Annotated in this window: 23 protein-coding genes and 2 pseudogenes; 11 read left to right on the forward strand and 14 right to left on the reverse strand. The window is 39.9% G+C overall.

Annotated features, from left to right (window positions below):
- Nucleotides 1–117 precede the first annotated feature (117 nt).
- Both ACLFKQ_RS01015 and ACLFKQ_RS01020 read left to right on the forward strand, forming a co-directional pair.
- Complete coding sequence (locus tag ACLFKQ_RS01015; protein ID WP_448998072.1) at nucleotides 118–450, forward strand: transposase; 333 nt, start codon at nucleotides 118–120, stop codon at nucleotides 448–450.
- Nucleotides 416–955: pseudogene (locus ACLFKQ_RS01020) on the forward strand (transposase). The gene ACLFKQ_RS01015 and the pseudogene ACLFKQ_RS01020 overlap by 35 nt, the downstream one beginning before the upstream one ends.
- A gap of 121 nt (nucleotides 956–1,076) precedes the next feature.
- Here ACLFKQ_RS01020 and ACLFKQ_RS01025 read toward each other — a convergent pair.
- The gene (locus ACLFKQ_RS01025) at nucleotides 1,077–1,343 is read right to left on the reverse strand and encodes a DUF7219 family protein (RefSeq protein WP_448998073.1); all 267 of its coding nucleotides are present in this window, start codon (nucleotides 1,341–1,343) and stop codon (nucleotides 1,077–1,079) included.
- Nucleotides 1,344–1,607: 264 nt separating this feature from the next.
- Between ACLFKQ_RS01025 and ACLFKQ_RS01030 the strand changes: the two genes are divergently transcribed.
- The 4 genes from ACLFKQ_RS01030 to frr all read left to right on the forward strand — a co-directional run bounded on the left by ACLFKQ_RS01030 (nucleotide 1,608) and on the right by frr (nucleotide 4,960).
- Complete coding sequence (locus ACLFKQ_RS01030) at nucleotides 1,608–2,759, forward strand: L-dopachrome tautomerase-related protein (protein ID WP_448998074.1); 1,152 nt, start codon at nucleotides 1,608–1,610, stop codon at nucleotides 2,757–2,759.
- 420 nt (nucleotides 2,760–3,179) lie between these two features.
- Nucleotides 3,180–3,587, forward strand: coding sequence for a redoxin domain-containing protein (locus tag ACLFKQ_RS01035; protein ID WP_448998075.1), 408 nt, complete (start codon nucleotides 3,180–3,182; stop codon nucleotides 3,585–3,587).
- A 115-nt stretch (nucleotides 3,588–3,702) separates the two neighbouring features.
- Entirely contained in the window at nucleotides 3,703–4,425 is a 723-nt protein-coding gene (pyrH, locus tag ACLFKQ_RS01040; protein ID WP_448998076.1) for a UMP kinase, read from the forward strand.
- Nucleotides 4,412–4,960, forward strand: a complete 549-nt coding sequence (frr, locus tag ACLFKQ_RS01045; protein ID WP_448998077.1) for a ribosome recycling factor — start codon at nucleotides 4,412–4,414, stop codon at nucleotides 4,958–4,960. The genes pyrH and frr overlap by 14 nt, the downstream gene beginning before the upstream one ends.
- A gap of 125 nt (nucleotides 4,961–5,085) precedes the next feature.
- On the opposite strand, the gene ACLFKQ_RS01050 is transcribed toward frr, so the two are convergent.
- Entirely contained in the window at nucleotides 5,086–5,691 is a 606-nt protein-coding gene (locus tag ACLFKQ_RS01050; RefSeq protein WP_448998078.1) for a TetR/AcrR family transcriptional regulator, read from the reverse strand.
- Between the two features lie 48 nt (nucleotides 5,692–5,739).
- Between ACLFKQ_RS01050 and ACLFKQ_RS01055 the strand changes: the two genes are divergently transcribed.
- Nucleotides 5,740–6,246: a hypothetical protein gene (locus ACLFKQ_RS01055; protein WP_448998079.1), complete on the forward strand. Its 507-nt coding sequence runs from the start codon at nucleotides 5,740–5,742 to the stop codon at nucleotides 6,244–6,246.
- Between the two features lie 36 nt (nucleotides 6,247–6,282).
- Here ACLFKQ_RS01055 and ACLFKQ_RS01060 read toward each other — a convergent pair whose 3' ends face one another.
- Complete coding sequence (locus tag ACLFKQ_RS01060) at nucleotides 6,283–7,659, reverse strand: alkaline phosphatase family protein (protein WP_448998080.1); 1,377 nt, start codon at nucleotides 7,657–7,659, stop codon at nucleotides 6,283–6,285.
- 119 nt (nucleotides 7,660–7,778) lie between these two features.
- Between ACLFKQ_RS01060 and ACLFKQ_RS01065 the strand changes: the two genes are divergently transcribed.
- The 3 genes and pseudogenes from ACLFKQ_RS01065 to ACLFKQ_RS01075 all read left to right on the forward strand — a co-directional run bounded on the left by ACLFKQ_RS01065 (nucleotide 7,779) and on the right by ACLFKQ_RS01075 (nucleotide 9,652).
- Entirely contained in the window at nucleotides 7,779–8,987 is a 1,209-nt protein-coding gene (locus ACLFKQ_RS01065) for a bifunctional nuclease domain-containing protein (protein WP_448998081.1), read from the forward strand.
- Nucleotides 8,988–9,117: 130 nt separating this feature from the next.
- Nucleotides 9,118–9,342 carry a DUF433 domain-containing protein gene (locus tag ACLFKQ_RS01070; protein WP_448998082.1) on the forward strand — a complete coding sequence of 75 codons (225 nt, stop codon included), beginning with the start codon at nucleotides 9,118–9,120 and terminating at the stop codon, nucleotides 9,340–9,342.
- Nucleotides 9,326–9,652: pseudogene (locus ACLFKQ_RS01075) on the forward strand (DUF5615 family PIN-like protein). Before ACLFKQ_RS01070 ends, ACLFKQ_RS01075 begins: the two are co-directional and overlap by 17 nt.
- A 105-nt stretch (nucleotides 9,653–9,757) precedes the next feature.
- Here the strand turns inward: ACLFKQ_RS01075 and ACLFKQ_RS01080 are convergent.
- Nucleotides 9,758–10,027, reverse strand: a complete 270-nt coding sequence (locus ACLFKQ_RS01080) for a ParE family toxin-like protein (RefSeq protein ID WP_448998083.1) — start codon at nucleotides 10,025–10,027, stop codon at nucleotides 9,758–9,760.
- On the reverse strand, nucleotides 10,024–10,254 hold the full coding sequence (locus ACLFKQ_RS01085; protein WP_448998084.1) for a hypothetical protein: 231 nt from the start codon (nucleotides 10,252–10,254) through the stop codon (nucleotides 10,024–10,026). The genes ACLFKQ_RS01080 and ACLFKQ_RS01085 overlap by 4 nt, the downstream gene beginning before the upstream one ends.
- 156 nt (nucleotides 10,255–10,410) lie before the next feature.
- Between ACLFKQ_RS01085 and ACLFKQ_RS01090 the strand changes: the two genes are divergently transcribed.
- Entirely contained in the window at nucleotides 10,411–11,754 is a 1,344-nt protein-coding gene (locus ACLFKQ_RS01090) for an IS701 family transposase (protein WP_448998085.1), read from the forward strand.
- 12 nt (nucleotides 11,755–11,766) lie between these two features.
- Here the strand turns inward: ACLFKQ_RS01090 and ACLFKQ_RS01095 are convergent, their stop codons facing one another.
- The 9 genes from ACLFKQ_RS01095 to ACLFKQ_RS01135 form a co-directional block, all read right to left on the reverse strand.
- The gene (locus ACLFKQ_RS01095) at nucleotides 11,767–12,210 is read right to left on the reverse strand and encodes a hypothetical protein (protein WP_448998086.1); all 444 of its coding nucleotides are present in this window, start codon (nucleotides 12,208–12,210) and stop codon (nucleotides 11,767–11,769) included.
- 534 nt (nucleotides 12,211–12,744) lie between these two features.
- A complete protein-coding gene (locus tag ACLFKQ_RS01100; protein ID WP_448998087.1) occupies nucleotides 12,745–13,128 on the reverse strand; it encodes a nucleotidyltransferase domain-containing protein in 384 nt (127 codons plus the stop codon).
- A 126-nt stretch (nucleotides 13,129–13,254) separates the two neighbouring features.
- On the reverse strand, nucleotides 13,255–14,499 hold the full coding sequence (eboE, locus tag ACLFKQ_RS01105; RefSeq protein ID WP_448998088.1) for a metabolite traffic protein EboE: 1,245 nt from the start codon (nucleotides 14,497–14,499) through the stop codon (nucleotides 13,255–13,257).
- Between the two features lie 26 nt (nucleotides 14,500–14,525).
- The gene (locus ACLFKQ_RS01110) at nucleotides 14,526–15,731 is read right to left on the reverse strand and encodes a 3-dehydroquinate synthase (RefSeq protein WP_448998089.1); all 1,206 of its coding nucleotides are present in this window, start codon (nucleotides 15,729–15,731) and stop codon (nucleotides 14,526–14,528) included.
- 146 nt (nucleotides 15,732–15,877) lie between these two features.
- The gene (gene eboC, locus ACLFKQ_RS01115) at nucleotides 15,878–16,792 is read right to left on the reverse strand and encodes a UbiA-like protein EboC (protein ID WP_448998090.1); all 915 of its coding nucleotides are present in this window, start codon (nucleotides 16,790–16,792) and stop codon (nucleotides 15,878–15,880) included.
- A 14-nt stretch (nucleotides 16,793–16,806) separates the two neighbouring features.
- On the reverse strand, nucleotides 16,807–17,715 hold the full coding sequence (locus tag ACLFKQ_RS01120; protein ID WP_448999428.1) for a TatD family hydrolase: 909 nt from the start codon (nucleotides 17,713–17,715) through the stop codon (nucleotides 16,807–16,809).
- A 66-nt stretch (nucleotides 17,716–17,781) separates the two neighbouring features.
- Nucleotides 17,782–18,525, reverse strand: coding sequence for an EboA family metabolite traffic protein (locus ACLFKQ_RS01125; RefSeq protein WP_448998091.1), 744 nt, complete (start codon nucleotides 18,523–18,525; stop codon nucleotides 17,782–17,784).
- Nucleotides 18,526–19,316: 791 nt separating this feature from the next.
- The gene (locus ACLFKQ_RS01130) at nucleotides 19,317–21,170 is read right to left on the reverse strand and encodes a peptidoglycan D,D-transpeptidase FtsI family protein (protein WP_448998092.1); all 1,854 of its coding nucleotides are present in this window, start codon (nucleotides 21,168–21,170) and stop codon (nucleotides 19,317–19,319) included.
- 124 nt (nucleotides 21,171–21,294) lie between these two features.
- Nucleotides 21,295–21,957, reverse strand: coding sequence for a hypothetical protein (locus tag ACLFKQ_RS01135; RefSeq protein ID WP_448998093.1), 663 nt, complete (start codon nucleotides 21,955–21,957; stop codon nucleotides 21,295–21,297).
- Nucleotides 21,958–22,234 lie beyond the last annotated feature (277 nt).

The raw sequence follows: 22,234 nt of genomic DNA on the forward strand, positions 1-22,234 counted from the left end.
ACTCTTTTTAACATTATTAATTAAACAAAGAATTGAGTCATAGTTTTTATCATTACCTCAGCTTACACTTCTTATAGAAGCCATTTGGTATCTTGATAAAAAAGGATATCAATCAAAATGCCGTATTCAAGCGACTTGACAGACAAAGAGGGGAAAATTATTGAACCCTTGTTACCAAAGAAAAAGAGAACCAAGCCTCCAACATGGACCAAAAGAGAAATCTTGAACGGGATTTTGTATCAACTTAAAAACGGTTGTAACTGGTGTGATTTGCCGCAAGATTTACCACCTTACTCTACAGTATTTTGGCATTACAAACAGTGGCGAAGACAAGGAGTAATTGAAAAAATCAAGGATGTATTACATAGCCAAGTCCGTCAACAAATAAAAAAAAACCAGATGGACAACCTTAATCATAATCGATTCACAAGCAGTAAAAAATACTTGTAATGTCAGTGTAAAGTCTAAAGGGTTTTGTTTTTACAAATCTACGAACGCAATTAAGAGGCATTTAGCGGTAGATACTTGAGGGTTTCCCTTCTTCACTCACTGTACCAAAGCTTCAGTATCAGACGCTCTGGGTTTAATTGAAATGTTGTCAGACAACATTGATTACTTTCAATCGAAGCCTGTCAATGTTCCCAAGGTAACTATCTTACTGGACCCTGGATACCACCCAGAAAAATTAATCCAAGAGTTAACCAAAATTTATCCTCAAATCATGACCAAGCTCAAATTCAAACTCTCACCCAAACCGTCGAAAGCACAGAAGAAAAAGGAAGGAAAAAGAGGATTTGTACCAGTCAAAGCCAGATGGGTCATAGAAAGAACCAATTCTTGGATGGAAAGGTGCAAAAGTTTAGTCAAAAATTTTGAACGAACTCTGGAGAATGCCACCACCAAGATTAACCTTTGTTTTGTCAGACTGATGCTCAAAAGATTAGCTGCTGCTTAGATAGATCTCAAATGGGTTCTATAGAAGCCGACCCCTTTATCTTAATCTCAATTCTCCTGGGTGCTCTTAGGTAATTATTAGAGTCCTACTTATTACCAGTAACTTCAAACCAATAAAATTTTCAACTTTCTGTCTCAGAATCGCCGAAGTCAAGGTCAAGTAATTCTTTCTTCGAACTTGTTAATTTATGCCACAGCTTTTTGATGCGTTGGTAAGCATCTTCAGTGGAAATTTTACCGTTAGTTTCTAAATTACATATATAGCCTGTTTTTTGGGCAAATTCCTGAAGATTGGCGTTAAAAGCTAAATTTCCAGGAGAGAATTTGCCACGATAGCTGCTTCGAGGATATAAGAAATCTTCTTTACTCTGTTGTGGTTTATCGTTCATATAAGAATATTTAGTTTTACAGATATTCTAGCGATTAAATCGTGTAGTCAAAAACTATATCTGTCCTCGAATCAAGGAAATTTATCGATTTCTTCAAAACGCTTGCTATCTTTAGCTTAGTCGAGAAATCAATATCGAGAAGTGCGTTAGCGTACAGAGTAATTCTTAACTCAAAAATGTCCGACGATATTTAGATATTTAAAATAGTGTGTTTTCTGGTATCTAATTTACAAGAGGCAATTATCGCTCTAACTATTAAAGGTAATGAACCATAACCGAGTTAAATTTAACTTAACTAAGCTCACCATTTATTTACTATCGACCGCCACGATTCTCATCCTGCTAGTTTCAATTTTTCATCGCGCTATTTTAGGACAATCCCCAGAAGCTAACCAAGGCTTAGAAATAGTAGCAGAGTTTTCTGCCGAACATCCTCCCGGTAATATTGCCGTTACTCCCGAAACAAGATTAATTATGAGTCAGCATCAGTTTTTCGGCGCTCCTTTAAGAGTAGTAGAAGTAATGCCCGATGGCTCGGTACAGCCTTTCCCCAATCGAGAATGGAGTAGTCAACCCAATTCAGCGGGAGTAGGTTTACATACAGTTTTAGGCTTGCGCTCCGATAAAAATGGAGTAGTTTGGATGCTCGATCGCAGTCCAGGAAAAGGACAACCGGGAAAGCTGGTAGCTTGGGATTCGGTAAACAAAAAGTTACATCGAGTTATTTATTTACCACAACCAATTATTGCCGATAATTCCTTTTTAAACGATCTGGCGGTCGATCTCGAACACAATGCAATTTACATTACCGATACCGCTGGCGGTGATAATTCAGCGTTAATTGTCGTCGATCTCAATACGGGCTTTGCTCGTCAGGTATTGGAGGGAGACAAATCGACTCGTCCTGAAGACATTCCCTTGGTAATTGACGATCGCCTAATTACCAGGAGAGGCGAACCAACCAAGATTGGTGTAAATCCCATTACAATCGATCCTGATAACCAATGGGTTTACTATGGACCTATGAGCGGAACATCCCTATATCGGATCGCTACTGCCGACTTAGTGGATAAATCTCTAACTCCCGCAGCCTTAGCCAGTAAAGTTCAACGCTACGGCGATAAACCCATTTGCGATGGAATCACGATCGACGGTGCGGGAAATGTTTATATTACTTCTATTACCAATCATGCGATCGGAGTTCTCGATGCTAGCGGCGAGTATCGCCTTCTCTATCAAGACGAAAAAATACTTAACTGGACTGATGGTATGGCTTTTAGTGACGACAATTATATCTACGTTACGGTCAGTCAACTACAGAACTCACCACCGCTGAATAACGGCAAAAATACTGCTCGACCTCCTTTTTACCTGGTTAAATTTCCTGCACTAGCAGCGGGTAAAGTAGGAAGATAGCTATTTTCTTGCTTCTTTTTGACTCACTTCTAGTCTCAAGCCCGAGGTGGGTATTCTCGAACTATGAAGTTAAACTAGTACGAACTGATTCGGGGATTAATTGTCTGATTTGCCGGCGCTCGAGCAACAATTAGCAAGTCGGCGCGACCGCGTTGTGCTCTGAAGTCGAAAAAGTGAAGCAAACTAAGGATTCGACTCTCAGTAATTACCTTTGTATGTTTGCCAATTGCTAAAAAGCAATTTTAAATAGTCAATAAAAATCTTATTTTTGTTTTTAGGAAACAGGATTTATGAAAACTAGTCTAGACCTCGTCGGTAGTTATGCCCCAGATTTTGAAATACCAGGAACAGATAAACAAGTTCATCATTTGGGCGGCTATTTACAACTTACAACAGTTTAATGCGATTGCTGTAGTTTTTATGAGCGATTTAGATCCGCAAGTTGAAACTTATATCGACCATCTCAAGCAAATTCAGTCTGAGTTTGCAGCTCGTAGTTTCACTTTAGTTGGTATCGATCCTAATTATCGCCGAGAGCCTATAGTCGAAATTTTAGACACAATGGCAGATTTTGCTCGGCGGCACGAACTGACTTTTCCTTATCTCCGCGATACCACTCAAGATGTAGCTAAGTCCTTCGGAGCAGAAGTCCTACCTAGTGTCTTTTTGCTAGACGATAAAACTCGGATTCGTTATGCAGGTAGTATTAGCTTAGCAGAGGAAGTTACCCATAACTATCTACGAGATAGCATTAATGCTTTATATTCGGGAGAGGGGATTGCTTCAGCAAGTACCGAGCCGGTTGGCTCTCCGATTGTCTGGCGGTAGACTATAAAACAACGGTTTGTCTTTGGTCGCTATCTATTCTGAAACGTCAGAAAGCTGTTATCTTATGGGGAGATAAATAACAAGCAAGATCGAGTCGAGGATTATTTTTCTAGGAATGAGTTACCAACGGGTTTTATTAAAACTAAGCGGCGAAGCCTTGATGGGTAATTTAGGCTACGGCATCGATCCGACAGTAGTTGCAGAAATTGCTCAAGAAATAGCTAATGTAGTAAAGAGCGGCATTGAGATAGCGATTGTCGTAGGAGGCGGTAATATCTTTCGTGGGATGAAAGCTTCTGCGGCAGGTATGGATCGAGCAACGGCTGACTATATTGGTATGATTGCTACAGTTATGAATGCAATGACCTTACAAGATGCTTTAGAGCAAATTGGTATCCCCAGTCGTCTGCAAACCGCGATCGCCATGCAAGAAGTAGCCGAACCATACATTCGTCGTCGTGCCATTCGACACCTAGAAAAAGGTCGAGTGGTGATTTTTGGAGCGGGTTCGGGAAATCCCTTTTTTACCACTGATACTACCGCCGCTCTCAGAGCCGCTGAAATCGATGCCGACATTATTTTCAAAGCCACTAAAGTTGATGGCATTTATGATTGCGATCCCAAAACTAATTCTAGCGCTCGTCGCTATCAAAGCCTGACATACAGTCATGTTTTGACTCACGAACTTAGAGTTATGGATAGTACGGCGATCGCCCTATGCAAGGAAAACAACATTCCTATCTTGGTCTTCGATCTTTCAGTGCGTGGTAACATTGTCCGTGCTGCTAAAGGCGAACCTGTTGGAACTACTGTAGGAGGAAGCTGTGAAGTTAGCTGAAGTAAGACAAAATATGCAAAAGACAATTGAGGCGACTCAAAGGTCTTTTAATACAATTCGCACTGGTAGAGCTAATGCGTCTCTGTTAGACCGCATCATGGTGGAGTATTATGGCGTAGATACGCCTTTAAGGTCTCTGGCAAATATTAACGTGCCCGATGCCAGCACTATTACCATTCAACCTTTTGATAAGGGAAGTGCGGCTCAGATTGAAAAGGCAATTGCCATGTCCGATATTGGATTGACTCCTAACAACGATGGAGAATTAATTCGTTTGAATATCCCTCCTCTGACCAGCGAACGTCGCCAACAATTAGTAAAAATGGCAGGTAAGCTAGCCGAGGAAGGAAAAGTAGCAATCCGCAATATTCGTCGGGATGCGATTGACAGCGTTCGTAAGGAAGAAAAAAATAGCGATATTTCGGAGGACGAGTCGCGAGACTTACAGGACGAAATTCAAAAGATTACTGATGAGTTCAATCAAAAAATTGACGATCTTTTGGCAGTTAAGGAACAAGATATTACTACCGTTTGATAGAGTAAGTTAATATTTGACTTTTACTTACTAAAAATAACTCGGTCACTATTGACCGATATTTTTTTGTGTCGATCCTAATTAAACATTGATATTTTTGCCCTATTTAGTGAGAAGCTGCAATATTACTCTGATTTAGACCGATCCATTGCTCCCTGAAATAACAAATATAATGCACGTCGAACGTATTCTGTCCAAGATTCAGTTGTAGGCTGAAAAATCAAGGCGTAAAGCATAATTCCACTCATGGAGTCAAATAGCAGACCAGAATCAAGATCGAGCCGAACTTCATTTTTGGTTTTGGCTCGTTTGATTACAACAGCAAAAGCTTCTCGTCGTGGTTGTAAATATTTTGTCCAATAAAGACGAGCAAATTGAGAATTACTCGTAGCACTACTAATAATCATGGCTACAGTTTGCCGTCCTAAAGGGCTAAGAGTAATCTGTGCGGCATTTTCGATCAGCTCATCTATATCTTTCCACAGATTTCCAGTATTGGGAATCACGACATCTTGTCTAATGCTTTCAATTGCGTCAGTTACCAATTCTTCTTTATTGCTGTAGCGTCGATAGATAGTAGTTTTTCCGACCCCCGCACGATTTGCGATCGCTTCGATACTCATAGTTTCAAAACCTACTTCCCCTAACAATTCTAAAGTAGCCTTCAAGATAGCTTGATGAGATTTAGTACTACGAGGTCTTCCAGGTGTTTTTTTCTTTGTTTTACTCATAAGTGTTATTATAAATTTACGAAACGGTATCGTATCGTAATAACAGCAATGAATTATCGTTCTCGCCCTCAGTACTGTAATAAACATAGCACTCAGACTCTTCAGCAAGGATTAGAAGAGTATTATGAGAAAAACCCCGATATTACTGACCCTAGAGAATTACCTCCAGAATTCGCCAAAATCTTGTTAGCACACGACGTTTCTCATGTTGTTCTTGGTTGCGACACTGATATGTATGACGAAATCAAAATACTACCATTAAGCTTTTGGACGAGCGATTTTAAGTTTGGAGATTTTATACGTACTCGTAAAGACCCCAAAATTAAACCTGCAATAGATATTATGTATGACGATCTAATTAAACAACATGGAGTTTTATGGCTTTATAGCTCGATTTTGTTCGTGTTACCGCGACTGCTACCAGAAGTTATAACCATTTGGTTTAAGACTCGTGGTAATAGGAAATACTATCCTTTTCTCAATTATGAATCTTTACTCGATCGCTCTCTGCTAGAAATACGTCAAGTCTTTGACCTTCTGCCATTTATCGAATAAAAAGTTTTATTTTTTCAAGTGGTATCTTATTAAAATTTAACAGCCCGATAAATGATTGAGAATTAAATTAAAAACCTCGGTGGCTTCAATTTTTTCTTTAGTTAGCAAGTTTTGTTGTTGGGTAATCAAGACGGGCGATCGCTCTACTGATGTTGTCAGATGACCGTGTGAACCTTTAACTAAACTGGCATCTAACGGGATAACATCCATCAAATAACGAAAACCGAGTTGCTTTTGGAGTAACTTTAGAGCAACTTTCGCCTGTGGCAATTTAATACGGGGATCGATAAAAAGCTCTACGGGATCGTAGCCTGGTTTACGATGAATATCTACGGTGCGAGCAAAATCTGGAGCGAGTGTGTCATCTAACCAATAGTAGTAGGTAAACCAAGCGTCGGATTCGGCAACTGCTACTAATTCACCCGAACGAGGATGATCTAGATGATACTTGGGCTTAGTTTCTCGCTCTAAAACCAGATCGATACCTGGTGTATTTTCCAGCAGCTTTTTTACTTTATTCAAGCAGGTAGAGTCATTAATATAAAGGTGGGCAATTTGATGATCGGCTACGGAAAAAGCTTTACTCGCTCCAGGTATTAAAATTTCTCTACCCAATTCTTCTCTAACGCTAATTAAATTCTGCTGTCGCAGGAGACGATTGATATGAATTGGTTTGCTAACGGGAGTAATACCGTATTCCGAGAGAACGATTACTTTTGCTCCTCTAGCTTCGTAAAACTCGATCGCATCTTTACAGAGGTTATCTATTTCTCGTAGATCGCGAGCAATTTCTTGAGGCTCGGTGCCGATTTTTTGCAGACAGTAATCCAAGTGGGGTAAGTAAATTAAAGTAAGAGTAGGACTGTATTTGAATTCGATTTTTTGAGCGCATTCAGCAATCCATTGACTGGATTTAATTGAGGTTTTAGGTCCCCAAAAGTCAAACAGAGGAAACTGTCCCAACTCAGATTGCAACCAGGAACGCAGTTCCATCGGTTCGGTGTAGATATCGGGTATTTTTCTGCCGTCTGCAGGATACATGGGGCGCGGTGTCACCGCATAGTCTACTGAAGAGTACATATTGTACCAGCCAAAAATATTGGCGCAGGTAAAATCTGGGTCGAGCGATCGCGCTTTATCCCAAATTTTCGGAGCTTCAACCAGATGATTCGACTGTCGCCACAGCTTGACTTCACATTCATCGCGAAAATACCAGCCATTAGCGACAATGCCGTGTTCGCTGGGATTGGTTCCCGTATAGTAGGTTGCTTGGGCGGTACAGGTAACGGCAGGCAATACGGGATTTATCGAGGCGGTTTTACCCTGACTCTGCCAGCGAGATAAAAAAGGGGTGTATTCTCCAATTAACTGGGGAGTCAAACCGACTACGTTGAGAACGACAGTTTTATCCATAATGCACTCCGAATACGATTAGATTAGGTACATTGCTTTATAACATAGATCGAAAAAAGTAACCTTTTGTTGTATTTCTACCACTAATAATACGTGTCTTCAAAAAGTCATTAGAAGTTGTGAGTCAAATAAGAGACGCTGAACTTGTAGCATTAGCTTGTAGCGGCGATAAAAATGCATTCAGCCAGCTAATTAAACGCCATCAAATATACGTCTTTCGCCTCGCTAAAAAAATGGTTGGCAGAGTAGACATCGCTCAAGATTTAGTGCAAGAAGCTTTTTTACAAGCTTATCTTTCACTCGATCGACTTCGAGATGGCGATCGCTTTCAAGCATGGCTCAGCGGAATTGTCTTAAATGTTTGTCGTACTCATATCCGTCATCAAAAACTGAATTTCCTCTCTTTTGAAGAAATTATGGGCGGAATCAAAGTAAATAGCGAGATTTTGGCGACGACTTCTCCAAGTCCAATAAAAGTCGTCCAAGAGCAAGAGCTATACAACTTAGTGCTGGAAGCAGTTAATTCTCTATCTGCTAAAAATCGAACTACAGTATTGCTATTTTATTTCGAGCAATTAACAATATACGAAATTTCCGCACTTTTGAATAGTTCGGTTGCAGCAGTCAAAGGTCGCTTACATAAAGCTAGAAAGCAGCTTAAAGAGAAACTTCTACCGCTTTACCTTGAAGATAATTCTATTGTTTTAATAAATCAAAAAAAACAACCTATGATACAAGTTACTGTTGCCGATCTAGTTTTTTCACCAAATATCGAGCTTAAAAGCGGTAGTATTAATTTAGATAGCTGTGTGGTGATTTTGTGGGACGAAGTGAATCGCCGACTTTTACCCATTTTTGTAGGATTGCCATCTGGAGAAGCGATCACTCAAATTCTTACCGAGACTTCGTTACCCAGACCGATGACTTTTCAATTTATGTCGAATATGTTGAAGGCTGCCAATGTAAATTTGGAGTCAGTTAGAGTAGAATCTCTGCAAGAAAATACCTATTACGCTGTAGCCTGTTTGGGTTGTGATGGTCGAGTTAAAGAGGTAGATGCGCGACCGAGCGATGCGATCGCCCTAGCATTACTGATGAAGAGTCCCATCTATGCAAATGAAGCGGTAATGAAAGAAGCTGCAATAAAAGTTCCGCCTGATCTCGAGAGTGCGCCAACTGGTCGAGGATTGACTGAATTTATCAACGAACAAACGAAAACCCAAGAAAAACAGCAGAAGAATCGAGAAAAATTGCCGCAAAAAAGCAGAGAAGAAAACACCAAAGCGATAATAGAGGAAGCAATAAATTTTCTATTCAAGCGCCATTAAGAGCGATCGCTTTTTGTTCTTTACAGATTGAGAATGTATGTTCGATCTAAAACAGACAATTGTTATGTGTTTGAATCAAACTGCAAAATCTAACTACGATCTATAGATAATTTATTACTAGATTTGTATCATGACGACTAAAAGCAATGTCATTGTTAGCGACCCAGAACTTATGGGAGGAACTCCTGTTTTTAGAGGGACTCGTGTTCCGATTAAAAATTTAATTGATTATTTAGAAGCAGGAGATTCGTTAGATACATTTATCGCTCATTTTCCCAGCGTTACCAAGCACGATGCTATATCTATCCTAGAATTAGCAAAAGAAATGCTTATGAGTTATGCGAATCCTGCTTGATGAGTGTGTTCCCAGACCTTTAAAACGCGAATTTACCGATCTCGATCTTAAAACAGTAAGTGAAATGGGATGGTCGGGAACAAAAAATGGAGCATTGCTAAAATTAATGTCTGAATCGAAATTTACTGTATTGCTGACAAGCGATCGCAATATAAAACACGAGCAAAATCTACAATAAGCTAGTGTTGCAGTAATAGTTATGGTAGCGCAAACAAATCGTGTTTCGGATTTATTGCCATTAATCCCTAAAGTACGCGAAACTTTACTCACTATCGAGCCAGGAGAATTAATTGAAGTTGGTAGTTTTTAAGTAGAGCAATCGCTTTTTCTCCGTTACAGATTGAGAATATTTGTTGTTCGGAGAGGTTAAATTAATGAGGGCGATCGCATATTTACTCAAACTAACTTCGCTAGATTAAATCCTTTTAAGCAATTCATCATACTCATCATGTGTACCAATCCAAAACCAGTAAATACGATCTGATTCCAACAAACCTAGAGTTCGATAATTAAGACTTACACGAGCAGAATAAATTGGTTGTCGCTGGCTGACTCGTTTAAATTGAAGACTAGGATGATATGGATCTTGTTGCCAAAGTTTATATGCTTTTGCAGCCTGTTTCCGAACTGATACGGGAAGCTCATTAAGCTGTATGCGAAATGTTTTCGTGACACTCGATCTCATTTTTCGGATGGAAAAATGAGATCGAGTGAGGTAGTTTCACCACTTATAATTTCCTCTCGCACCATAGCAGCCATCCGATCCCATTGTTCGTCGGTTGTCGCGGTAAAACGGGTTGACCATTTTTGCTCATCTTGTAATTCTTCAAGAAACCGAGACGCGATTGCATCTTGTTGTTCTGGTGATAGCTTTTGGATTTCGGAGATCGCCTGTCGCAGTAGTTCAGTCATATTTTAATCGCAGTCAATATTGCAATATCATACAATTTCTTTAATTTTATCCATTACTCAAAACATAGGAGCGATCACTTTATCCCTCTTATGTCACTCTCCGAGTAGTAAAATAAAGGACTAGAAAAACAAAATTGCTAGAGAGTACATAGTGCAATGGATGTAGAGTTACAAATTCTCAAACATTTAGCCAGAGATGCACGACCGACAGTATCGGTGATTGACGAATATTGTAGCAGCTACAAAGACTTATTCCCTGAAGTAAGAAGTTACGAGTGTTTTAAGTACTTACATTTAGGAATTGTCTCACCAATTAAGAGAAAATCACTCCCAGAAATAGCGAAAATAGTAGGTATTAATTCAGCGCAATCACTACATCATTTTTTAGCTAAGTCCCCTTGGTCAATAATTGAGATTCGAAAACGAAGATTATCAAAAACACTTTCGGCATTATCAGGGAAGAAAATAACAGTAGTCATTGATGAAACAGGAGATAGAAAGAAAGGAAAAAAAACCGACTACGTAGCGCGGCAATACTTAGGAAGTATTGGCAAGATAGACCAGGGGATAGTTACAGTAAATAGCTATGGGATATACGACAATATTACTTTTCCTTTAATGTTGAAAGTTTTTAAACCGAAAGGAACATTAAAACCAGGGGATAAATATCAAACCAAGATTGAATTAGCTGCCGAAATAATCGAAGAACTAATAGATTTTGAGTTTGAGATTGAATTAGTATTAGCAGACAGTTTGTATGGAGAAAGCAGTTATTTCATACAGACATTAGACAAACCTAAATTGCCTTGGGTCTTAGCAATTAGGAATAATCACGGGGTTTGGATGCCTCATAATCAAAAAGTTAGAGCTAATAAATGGTGTGAATTTGAAAGAATTTTTAGTAATCAAAATTCAGAAATCAGATATGTTAGAGAAATTGTTTTTGGTCGCAGATGTTGGAGAACCTACTGGGAATTAACTACTAACCCCGAAACCATGCCAGAGAATTCTACATCCTTTGTTATGACTAATCTTACTGACAAAAGAAGTCAAATTAAGCAACGTCTTGGTAATCTTTATGGATTGAGAACCTGGGTTGAATATGGATTTCGACAGTGCAAACAAGAGTTAGGTTGGACAGATTACCGTTTCACTAAATTCGAACAAATTGAAAGGTGGTGGGAAATTATTTTCTCAGCTTACTGGATGATTAGCTCTCAAACAAAAGTGCTTTGTAGTCTCAATTATTCAGCAACTCACTCGAATTTTTCTGATGGTAAAGATGAGTTTGAGGCAAATTTTACTCGTCATCAACAGTGGTCTAATCAAGGTGGATGGAAAACTACTTTAAATAACCTTCGTTTAATTATTCAACCAATTACTTTACTCTGGTTAATTGTTCCCTGGTTAGACATTTTTCCCAATCGTCAGTTATTGTTGGGTTTTCATCAACTAATTGCCTTGATGAATCAATTTTCACCATACTTTCTCAGTGGATAAACTACGTTTCTACTATTTTTTATTCTCGGAGAGTGACAGAAGAGGGTTAATTTTGCTGTAAGGATTAAAATCGAGAGATAATTTGAAAAAGGAAGCTATAGTCTGAATCCAAACCTTGTGAGCGATCGAACCAGATTGAATATACTCTTGCCACTGTACAGCACTAGATGAAAAATTAGTAGAGAATCCTTTGAAGGTGTAAGGCAGTTTTCTACTTAACGTATCGTCTATTTTTGCTTCGTATTTTTTATAGTCTTCTTCTGACAAAAATAACAGCAATCTCGGACCCCATTCATGATCGGTTGATATAGGATCGTCGAAGCCCAAAACATCTGAACCATATCCAATTAAAGCTGCTGAATATTTAAGCCCCGAAAAGTGTTCTTCCATCACTGGCTTAACAGCCTCTTTATAGAAGCGATCGCTTAACTCTAGTCCTGGAACAAACTCGGTCATACAGATTTTTCTTTTAGTCTAAGCTTTTAAACCGCGATCGCCTATTTGCCTAAATTGACTTCTCTGAACTATTTTCATACTTCTAGTATTTGATCTCATCATAAGCACTACCCTGACACAAATCATCAATAGTATTAATCCAAAATAAATTCGTTTCTCTGTCCCGTTGCAGGAAAAGTAGTTCATAAAGTTCGACTACTCGATCTTTATATAACCTCAACAATCTACTTAAAGCTTGAAGCATAAGCTTCTTCTCTAATGATGTATATGAAAGCTTCAAAATTTCGATTGATGTTTTATTACCTTGCCGTCTAAAGTTAGATACAGAATGAGGTCTGTTTTCGAGAAAATCTTCAAATTGCATTAGAACTTGTCTAAAACTATCTAGTAAAGATTGAGCATAAAACATCTCGTCGCGCATAACTCGGCGATACGCTTCTTCTGCATAAGCTAGACCTTTACTTATGAGCCGTTCTACTTCTTCGATATCTATAGTAAATTGCAGTCCTTCAGAAGCTCGAATAATTTGCTGTACTAAACCTTCTGGATCGTAATTTTAGTTGGTAGTAAAAACCAAGGTGAGGGCTGAATTACTTCTGGCTTGAAATAAAGCACGTCAATTTTATTAAATGGTTTGAAATGTGATACGCAAACCCAAGGTCTAGTGACTACCCATTCATTATAAATCCATTCTCCCCAGCATTTGGGAGCAGAAAATCGCTCTGAGATATATTTCTCATATAGTTCTGAGTCTGTTACAACTCGAAAATCGATATCTGAAAATTCGTCTGTTGATTCCGCTGCAACAGAACCTTGTACATACAAAGCTTTAATACCTCCTCTTTCCAGGAAGTATTTAACGGTTTTATCTAACAAACATTGACGGGCTATATTAAGTTCTACTGAATCAAATTTCATGTTCGACTTTTAATACAAATACCAAAGTCATTTGCTCATAGCTTAACAACTTACGATCTGTATCAATCTTCGGTGCAGCTATTTTTCTGATAAACCATTCAACTAATTTACAAGTTCCTCTGTTGCTTAAGAACGCGCTAAATCACCTATAGAAGTACTAAAAGTATTCAAAACCCAACCATATTCTCGTTCGATGGAGTTAAGAATATCCAGCTTCATTTCAGGGGGTAAAACTTCCCAGGTATATGTTTCGATTTCTAAATGATTGCAAACGAGGTGTTCTGGTAAAAGCCGCAATAGCTTTGCTAAATGTTCTTGAGTAGATTTAAATAGCTGGTAGTCGCGAATAAAAATGGGAACGTGAAAGTGAGTACGCCACTCTGAAGCTTCTGTAGTTGCTAGATGTGGTAAAGCTTGAGAGAGATCTGGGTAATGCTGCAAAGAGCGATCGCCATTGCGAGCAATTACCTGATGGAGATAGGTAGATTCAGCAAAGGGCAGTAGTTTTGCTAAAATAAGCTGACGATGGGCTGTTTCTGGGGTTAAATCGATCTTTATCGCCGAACTAAGCTGAATTTTGCCGATTTTAATTCCTGCATCGCCTAAAAGCTGAAGTATGTTCTCTGGTTCTTCATACTCGACGGCAAAATGACAGGTATCATAACAAAGGCGAATATGATTTCTCAGCCAAGACTCGGCTAACTCGCTAGTAATTCCCAACTTCTGCTGTAGCCAGCCACCTCCTATGGATAACAGCCAATCTTGAAAGTAGCTAATTACCTCGGCAGTATTTTCTAGCATCCCATCGGGTTCTGGTTCGAGATCGAGATGCAGTAGCTTACCCGTATCTCGATAAATTTGCGCCATCTTAGCCGCTATCTGGGCTAGATGCAGGGTGCTTTGGTAATATGTTTTTTCTCTACCTTCGGGATTGTCCTGCCACCAGGGTTTATAGGATAGAGGTACGGTAGAAATTCCGCCATCGAGTCCTTCTGGTAACAGAGTAGTCAGAATTTCAATTAGCTGTAAGGTATAGTCTACACGTTCTGCTGTAGTCCAATCGGGAGCATAGACTTTGTCTTTGACTACCTGATAGTGAAATCCACCGTAGGGAAAACCGTTGAGGGTAAAGACATATAAATCATGTTCTCGTAGCCAGGTTTGAAACCGCGAGAGATTATCTTGGTTTAATAATTCTCCAGCGGCTGCGGCTGCCAAACGCAAGCCAATCCCCATAGCGCGATCGCGCCCTAGTCTGGATTTCAATTGGGGAAGATATTGCTGAAGATTGTCTTTAACCTCCGTCCAGCTTTCCCCTGGATGGATATTAGTACAGTAAGTGAGATGAAATTCGGTATCTACTATTTTCACGGCAATGGCAATGTTTATTAGTTAGTTTAGGCAGCAGTAATTCGCTCTTCAATTGTCTGCAACCACAATATTGCCTTTTGATATAGGGAAATGTCTACGTGGTTGACTTCCATACCACGACCAATTTCCTGAAGCAGCATGATAGCTAATTCTCCGCCTAAGTGTTCGCGAAATTCGATTAGACCTCGAAAAACCGAGCGTTCGGAATCCGTTCTGTCTAGATCCCTCGCCAATTCGGGAATGTAGAGGCTAAATCCCAGCCGTTGTAAAGTTTTAATAATTTGCTGCCAGTCTGCTTGAGTCAGCAATCCTTGAAGATAAGAATAGGTGCAGTCTAAAGCGATGCCGATAGCTACTGCTTCTCCGTGTCTGAGGCGGTAGTTAGTGAGATGCTCTAGTCGATGAGCCGCCCAGTGTCCGAAATCTAGAGGACGAGAAGAACCCATTTCAAAAGGATCGCCATAACTAGCTATATGGTTGAGGTGTAGCTGGCTACAGCGATAAATTAAATACTCCATTGTCTCGGAGTTGCGATTGGCTAGATCTGTAGCGCGATCGCTGATAAACTGCCAAAAATCGCGGTCTTTGATTAAAGCTACTTTAACTGCTTCGGCAATGCCGCCTCTCCAGTCACGGTCGTCTAAAGTAGTTAGAAAATCGAAGTCATTGAGTACGGCAACCGGTGGCGCAAAAGTACCTAAAAAGTTCTTTTTACCAAAGGCATTGATGCTGTTTTTAACTCCTACACCCGAATCATTTTGAGCCAATACGGTAGTAGGAATACGAATGAGCCTAATTCCCCGATGGGCAGTTGCAGCAGCATAGCCGACCATATCAATTACCGCACCGCCACCGATTGCGAAAACATAGGAATGACGACATAATCCTACTCGTTCGATAATCTGGTGAATTTTGGCTATTAAACTCGGGTCATTTTTAGCAGCTTCTCCCCCAGGAACTACAATCGGTTCGGCAGCTAGAGTGATAATTTGGGAATAAGCAGCGGCATAGTTTTGGATTTGACGTACCAACCTGGGATGGTATGCTAATAATCCTGAATCGACCACAGCGATCGCTGATTTGGCGACCTTATCTCGATCTAGAACCCGAGCGAGTACGGGATTGCTGAGTTCGAATAGTCCTCTAGTAAAGTGAACGTCATAGTTAAAACTGACAGTAATACTTTGATGTAATGACTCAATTTTTGAGGCGGTTTTTTCTCGTGTAAACATAGTAAGTTATAAATTTTAGTTATTAAATTTAGCCATAAGATTCTATTTTTAGGGTTGCTAATTACAAGATATGAGTTTGCCCCCATTCCCCAATTCGGGGGAGAAACATCATTAGGTTCACAACCTCAATTCAGCAATACCCTATGTTAAGTAACGGCAAACACACGTGCTAGAAGGCGAGAGAGCGGTAGCAGTGCCAGTAAGAACAAGCCATAATACCAGTTGGTAAAGCCCGCTGCTATAGTTGCATCCAGAACGATTAAAGACAGTACGCCTGCTTTTACTGCCAGTTGAATTAGTTCGGCTTCAGGAGTGACCGCAGCTTTAATAAAGGCAGGTAAGACTAATGCCGCAAATAAAATTAGAAAAGGGAGAGTGACTAATACGGTATACCCTGGCAAAAGTCCCAAACCGAGAATACTGCCGATAACTATTACAATAAAAGCGAGCGCCACGAGCCCCTTAGTTTTATTACCACCGCGAACTTCTCCTTGAGAAATAGCAGTAATGGCAGCAATATAAACAATGGGAATTAATGCCAGAAACCAGCGATCGCTCAATGCGGCGGGAATGGCACTAACTCCGAGTAATAAATTACCTCCCCGACATGCACCCATATTTAAAGGACCTAAAAATGTTTGGTGTTTGCCCCACTTGTCGTAGACAAAAGCTCCAACTGCTATAGCTGCGGCTAAAATTGCACCGATCTGAGAAACCATGGCAGCGGCAAAGATTGCCATCAGTAACAACCCCATTCCCAAAGCGATCGCGCCACCTTTAGAGGCTCTACCGCTAGGAATTGGACGTTCCGGACGTTCGACAACATCTAGTTCGGCATCGCAGACATCGTTTAACACCACTCCGCCGCCATAGAGTCCTGTAGTAGCTAAAATCAACCAGCCCAAAGCTAGTAGATTCGATCGGTCAACCTCAGCAGTAGCCGCACCAGCAGCAGCAAAGCCGAGAAGAATGTCTGCCCAAGCAGTAACGATATTGGCAGGACGGAGTAATTGTAGATAAGCCCAGACAGACTGAGGTTTTCGAGTGGTAGTTGTTTCCATTTTTTATCGATCTACTAAACAATAACTACAGAATCTGAAGCAGACTCAACGAGAGGCTGCTGTCCTCTAAGTACTGAGTTGCCGCTGTATAGCTGACGCCGATCGATCGCACCCCGATTCAACCAGTCGCTTTCTTTAATTTGACCGCTTTGACTGTAGGCTGTTAGAGCATTTTGATAGCAAACTGCGCGAATATGATCTTCGGGAATACCTCTTTCTTTCATCAACCAAGCGGTTTTAGGCACCGCTAGAGGATCGCTTACACCCCAGTCGGCACTGCTATCGACGATAATGTGATCGCAACCATACTGACGCACTACTTCTACCATTCTTTCATTGCCCATTTTTGTGTTGGGATAAATAGTAAAACCAGCCCAGAAACCGCGATCTAAAACTTCTTTGCAAGTCTCTTCGTTATTGTGATCGACGATAACTTGAGAAGGTTCTAGTCCATGTTCGAGACAAACATCCATACTGCGAGAGGTACCGGCTTTTTTATCGCGGTGAGGTGTATGAATCATTACGGGTAAGTTTAATTCTTTGGCTAGTTCTAGCTGGAGGCGAAAATATTTATCTTCAGTGGGAGTCATATCGTCATAGCCAATTTCTCCAATTGCTACTACTCCCTCTTTGCAAGCAAACAGAGGTAAGTTTTCCATCACCGCTTCGGCTAGAGGCTCATTATTGGCTTCTTTGGAGTTCAAACCAATGGTGCAGTAGTGTTTGATGCCAAACTGACTGGCTCTAAATCTTTCCCAACCGACTAGAGAGCTTAAGTAATCTTTATAGGTATCGGCACTAGTACGGGGTTGTCCTAGCCAAAAAGCCGGTTCGATTACCGCAACTATCCCGGCTTTTGCCATTGCTTGATAGTCGTCAGTAGTTCTTGCAGTCATGTGAATGTGGGGATCGAGAAACATCATTTTATTTTTCGACATGGTTATTAAGAATTTATTTACTAGGTGTTTGAGATTATAAAAAGTAAGAAATTAACTATGAATTTTGTCAAAAGCTGCTTTTAATTCGGCAACTTCTTCAGGTTGAAAAGGTGCTGCCAACTCCCAAACTTCTGGGTTTACGGTTCTTTTTGCCGCCAATCTTTCGCGAGCATAATCGAGTAACATTTGAGACAGCTGCTGATTGTTGCGTTGTTTTAAGCCATAAATTGGATGTAACAGCGTACCGACGAATAAAGCTTTGAGGATCATTTGATTCCAAGCTAAATCGTCTAAATATTCCGCTGGATAGGGATTGTGTAGGGTAACTGCATTAAAAACTGAGGTCATATTCGTACGAATGCCTTCAGCCGCTCGCAGCTTAAATTTTTCGGGGTAAGGTAATAAAAACAAACTTTGATACAAAGCGATCGCTTCTCCCACATCCGCCGCTGCAAAAATCTTGTTTAAGGTTCGTACGTATTTTTCAGAGTCTCGATGGGGAAAAGATAAAATTAAAATGGTGCGTCCGACTTGGTCTAAAGTCCAGTGAGATGGATTCCAACCCGACTTTATTTCATTTGCTGCCGCTAATTCTTCGGTTGATAGTTTTAAATTATTTTTTTCTACATAGCGAGATACGGCACTAAAAGCAGTAAATAACTTTCTTTCTGCAGCATCTCGAATAATTTCTGCTTTTTGCTCTTCTAGCCAAGCAAAACTTGCAAATGTAATTTGATTTGCTAGCCAATCAGATAATAAAGCTACACTGGTTTTGGTTTGGGTATTAGCCAACATGGTTAAGTAATAACTTGAGGGTTACAACTTAAATATAATTACTCATGGTTTAATATACCGTAAAATTTATGTATAGTTTGTATTGTAGTTTGTTAAATAACAATGAAGCTAATTTTTGAATAAACTAATATTATTGGCTTCAGGTTATACCAGATTTATTGCAATAAGTTTCATTTGTCTATATCGCTCGAAAGTTTCTTAGTTGGGTGGCAGGAAGTTTTAATAAAAAAAATCTCGATAAATTTTGAGTTATGCCAATAACTAGTTGTGTAGAGCTTATTAATATATTGGTTATTAGTAGATTTGAGGTTTAAAAAAATACTTTGCTCGCTTTAGTTTGCTCGCTTTCAGGCAACTATATTCGCCTGGTAAACTTAAAATTTTTATAAACAAATTGTGTATCTAATTTATTGTAGTGTGGCTCTATTAGTTTACCCATTGAGTTTATTTTTAAAGATTTACCAATTGAAAATTGTTATTATTTTTCAAAAATAAAAAGTTAACTTTTTACTCTCTGTTTCGCTATTTTTCTACTTATCTAAATAGCTGAGTGAAATTAAATAATAAAATAACGCTCCTTAATTTCTCCTTCTGCTACTTCTGGCTCCTCTGCTTCCTACCCCTACACCCCTTCCTACTCAATACTTCTCGTTTAAGACTTTCCATTTTCTAGGGATAGCTGTAGCGAGCTTGGGAAGTAGGGATTTGGGGAAGTAGGAGGGAAGTAAGAAATTGTCCCTGCTTCCCTATCACTCAACCAAATAATGAACTTGTTAACCAAGGAATATTGCCTACCTACTTATCCCACTTTCCCTGTGCTCAATAGGAGGAATGCCTTCAATGGTGATAATATTTTCTATAACCGAGCCGACGATAGGAGCAGCAACAGTAGAACCATAGGTGTGTTCGCCCTGGGGTTCGTCTACTACTGCTAAAATAGCATATCGAGGAGATTCGGCGGGAAAAATTGCCACAAAGCTGGTTATTTTGGCAGTTTCATCATAGCCCCCTTCAGTATTGGCTTTTTGCGAAGTTCCTGTTTTGCCGGCAATTCGATAACCAGGAATTTTAGCAGTAATACCGCTACCTTCTTCTACTACTCGTTCCATCATACTTAATACAGCCCGTGCGGTTTTAGGGGTAAAAATTTGTTGGCTAGGAGTAGAAAGAGAATAATGAAGAAAACCATTGTAATCTGCCAACCCACGTACTACATGAGGTATGACTAACTTGCCTTTATTAGCGATCGCTGCATGGAGTTGAATTAATTTTAAGGGAGTTAGGGAAAACCCCTGTCCGAAAGCGGCGGTAGCAGGCTCGATTGGTCGAACGACGAATTCGACTTCATCTTTTAGTCTACCTGGTGTATACCCTGGAATATCAAATTCTAAATTTTCTTCGATTCCGAGGTTTTGCAATAGGCGATAGTATTTGGCAGGATCGAGACGATTCATTATTTTAATCATTCCGACATTGCTGGAATACTGTAAAATTTCCGACAAGCTGAGATTACCTCTAGCTCCTTTGGTATCAAAGTCGTGATTGCTAACAGTTGCATCTTTAATTTTTATTTTGCCCGTATCGTCAACAGTATCCTGCGGCGTAATAACATGAGCATCTAGTGCTAAGGCGAGATTGATTGGTTTGAAAGTAGAACCTGGTTCGTAGAGATCGGTAATTGCCCAATTCTTAAATAATTCGAAGTTCTGATTTTCAAAGTATTTATTGGGATCGTAGGTAGGTTCGGACACCAAAGCCGCGATCCCCCCGTCTCTTACATCCATGACGATTACCGCACCTCGTTTCGCTTGATATTTCTCCATCTGCTGTTTCAGAGCTTGACGTGCCATCTGCTGAAGGCGTAAGTCGATGGTTAGCTGAAGTCTGAGATCGTCAAAATTAAATAACCTCTGCGATCGGTCTAATTCTCCTGGATGAAAAATAAGTTCGTTATTGCTATAGCTACGTTTCATTTTCCACTGGACGGGAGGGCGTTCTAACAATTGATGCTGGGTAAATTCTACTCCCGCTTGAGGACGACGAGTACTATCGCGATTGATATAGCCCGTTACTTCAGCAGCCATTTCTTGGTGAGGATAAAATCGAGAATACTGCTGTCTCAAATCCAAGCCGTCAATTTTTAGAGCGGTAATCTTAGCTTTTACCGATTCTGGTAAATTCTCTGCGAGGCGAATGCCCCATTGCTGTTTGCTAAAAATTTCTTCTAAATCTTTTGGGGTTCGATTCTCCAAAATAGGTGCTAGTTCCCGGGCAATTTCGGCTGGTGGTACTTGAGTAGAGTTTCTTTTGAACAAATAGGGATGAACGTAGAGGGTGTAGGTAATGCGGTCTGTAGCCAAGACATTATTAGCGCGATCGACAATTTGACGACGAGGAATGTAAACATCTAATTCAGCTGTCTGTTGATCCTCAGCAATTTGAGTTAGTGATTTGCCTTCTGGTGCTCGATCGTAGGTGATTACGGGATCGATAATTTGTAGATAGAATAGCCTAGCTGCTAATCCCAACGTTCCTAAAACTAGAATGCCCCAAACCAAGATCGCTCGAAAAATAAAGTTATTTGTTTGAGCAGTAAAGCGATCGCGATTTTTTGAAGGGTTTTTCAATCTAGTTTTGTGACTCATTACCAACTCATACCGTTTTTATTCAAATTTATCTAACTATGAACAGCAGGAAAAGCCAACAAAGTCGACAAGAATAGTTATTATTACCTTTTACCTGTTATCTTGTTTGAACTCTCACAGAGGCTTAATATCCGGGGGTAGCATATTTAAAAGCGATTTTTTTTTGGCGATCGCGTTCTAAATTCGCTGGAGTTTCCAGCTTGATTTCTGCAGGCGAGACAAAAACAGCATCGTCTGGCTTGAGTCTAGATAATTCGTCTTTTCGTTCTGCTTGCCTTGCCATTTGGTATTTGAGAGTTTCGTTAATTTCGGTTAACTGGCGTTCTTGACGCTGTAAAGTCTCTAGGTTTCTGTATTCGCGACTCCATAGTTGTGGAATGCGTACGGTTGCTAGATATAGTGCCATACTACTTGCCATTGATATTAGAGCAAGTCCAAAAGAGGCTTTTTGAAATAACATTAGCAGTTGAAGTTCGACGGGAATTTTTCCTTTGGTAAACTTAGCAGGACGAAGTTTTGAAATAGTGATGTGGCGATTGTTTTTAGCTGTTATCCGATGCTGAGAAGAGCCAGGTACGACAGGAGCTGCCGAGGAAGCAGGAGCGCTTTTAGCGAAAGGGTCGGTTAATGGTTCTGTATCTCTAAAAGATGCTGAAGTCGAGGAACTAAAACCTGAAATATATTCAGGTGCGTTTAATTCCCTTACGCCTTGCCCTTGGGGACGAATTATTTTGTGACGACGAGGATAAATTTCGACTGGAAGTTTTGGCTGAGGAAGAGCGGACATAATTTAAAATTCTCTATTTTATTAGCAGCTTTTGGCGAATTTTAGCTCAAAACTTTGCAAAATGATAAGAGGCGACAAATTTTATTTATATTTGTCTACAAGAATTGTATTTTAATTGGGATGATTGAGTCCTGAATAATATATTTGTATTAACTAGCATCAGTCTACATAGTGCTAATTTTCGCTCTCTCTCCACTCGCTTGCTTGCGTCGGTTGAGAACACTAAAATTATACTGGCAGCTACCAGTAATGCTACAGATAGAGAAAAAGCCCAAGC

The sequence above is a fragment of the Myxosarcina sp. GI1(2024) genome (assembly GCF_053543375.1).

What these genes read in the sequence shown, in the direction of transcription:
- ACLFKQ_RS01070 (WP_448998082.1), top strand. Translation starts at nt 9,118, where the DNA reads ATGACGACTAAAAGCAATGTCATTGTTAGCGACCCAGAACTTATGGGA.
- ACLFKQ_RS01080 (WP_448998083.1), bottom strand. Translation starts at nt 10,027, where the DNA reads ATGAGATCGAGTGTCACGAAAACATTTCGCATACAGCTTAATGAGCTT.
- ACLFKQ_RS01110 (WP_448998089.1), bottom strand. Translation starts at nt 15,731, where the DNA reads ATGTTTACACGAGAAAAAACCGCCTCAAAAATTGAGTCATTACATCAA.
- ACLFKQ_RS01125 (WP_448998091.1), bottom strand. Translation starts at nt 18,525, where the DNA reads ATGTTGGCTAATACCCAAACCAAAACCAGTGTAGCTTTATTATCTGAT.
- ACLFKQ_RS01100 (WP_448998087.1), bottom strand. Translation starts at nt 13,128, where the DNA reads ATGAAATTTGATTCAGTAGAACTTAATATAGCCCGTCAATGTTTGTTA.
- ACLFKQ_RS01090 (WP_448998085.1), top strand. Translation starts at nt 10,411, where the DNA reads ATGGATGTAGAGTTACAAATTCTCAAACATTTAGCCAGAGATGCACGA.
- ACLFKQ_RS01055 (WP_448998079.1), top strand. Translation starts at nt 5,740, where the DNA reads ATGAATTATCGTTCTCGCCCTCAGTACTGTAATAAACATAGCACTCAG.
- ACLFKQ_RS01120 (WP_448999428.1), bottom strand. Translation starts at nt 17,715, where the DNA reads ATGATGTTTCTCGATCCCCACATTCACATGACTGCAAGAACTACTGAC.
- ACLFKQ_RS01015 (WP_448998072.1), top strand. Translation starts at nt 118, where the DNA reads ATGCCGTATTCAAGCGACTTGACAGACAAAGAGGGGAAAATTATTGAA.
- eboC (WP_448998090.1), bottom strand. Translation starts at nt 16,792, where the DNA reads ATGGAAACAACTACCACTCGAAAACCTCAGTCTGTCTGGGCTTATCTA.
- ACLFKQ_RS01030 (WP_448998074.1), top strand. Translation starts at nt 1,608, where the DNA reads ATGAACCATAACCGAGTTAAATTTAACTTAACTAAGCTCACCATTTAT.
- ACLFKQ_RS01095 (WP_448998086.1), bottom strand. Translation starts at nt 12,210, where the DNA reads ATGACCGAGTTTGTTCCAGGACTAGAGTTAAGCGATCGCTTCTATAAA.
- ACLFKQ_RS01130 (WP_448998092.1), bottom strand. Translation starts at nt 21,170, where the DNA reads ATGAGTCACAAAACTAGATTGAAAAACCCTTCAAAAAATCGCGATCGC.
- ACLFKQ_RS01135 (WP_448998093.1), bottom strand. Translation starts at nt 21,957, where the DNA reads ATGTCCGCTCTTCCTCAGCCAAAACTTCCAGTCGAAATTTATCCTCGT.
- ACLFKQ_RS01035 (WP_448998075.1), top strand. Translation starts at nt 3,180, where the DNA reads ATGAGCGATTTAGATCCGCAAGTTGAAACTTATATCGACCATCTCAAG.
- ACLFKQ_RS01060 (WP_448998080.1), bottom strand. Translation starts at nt 7,659, where the DNA reads ATGGATAAAACTGTCGTTCTCAACGTAGTCGGTTTGACTCCCCAGTTA.
- ACLFKQ_RS01050 (WP_448998078.1), bottom strand. Translation starts at nt 5,691, where the DNA reads ATGAGTAAAACAAAGAAAAAAACACCTGGAAGACCTCGTAGTACTAAA.
- ACLFKQ_RS01025 (WP_448998073.1), bottom strand. Translation starts at nt 1,343, where the DNA reads ATGAACGATAAACCACAACAGAGTAAAGAAGATTTCTTATATCCTCGA.
- pyrH (WP_448998076.1), top strand. Translation starts at nt 3,703, where the DNA reads ATGAGTTACCAACGGGTTTTATTAAAACTAAGCGGCGAAGCCTTGATG.
- ACLFKQ_RS01085 (WP_448998084.1), bottom strand. Translation starts at nt 10,254, where the DNA reads ATGACTGAACTACTGCGACAGGCGATCTCCGAAATCCAAAAGCTATCA.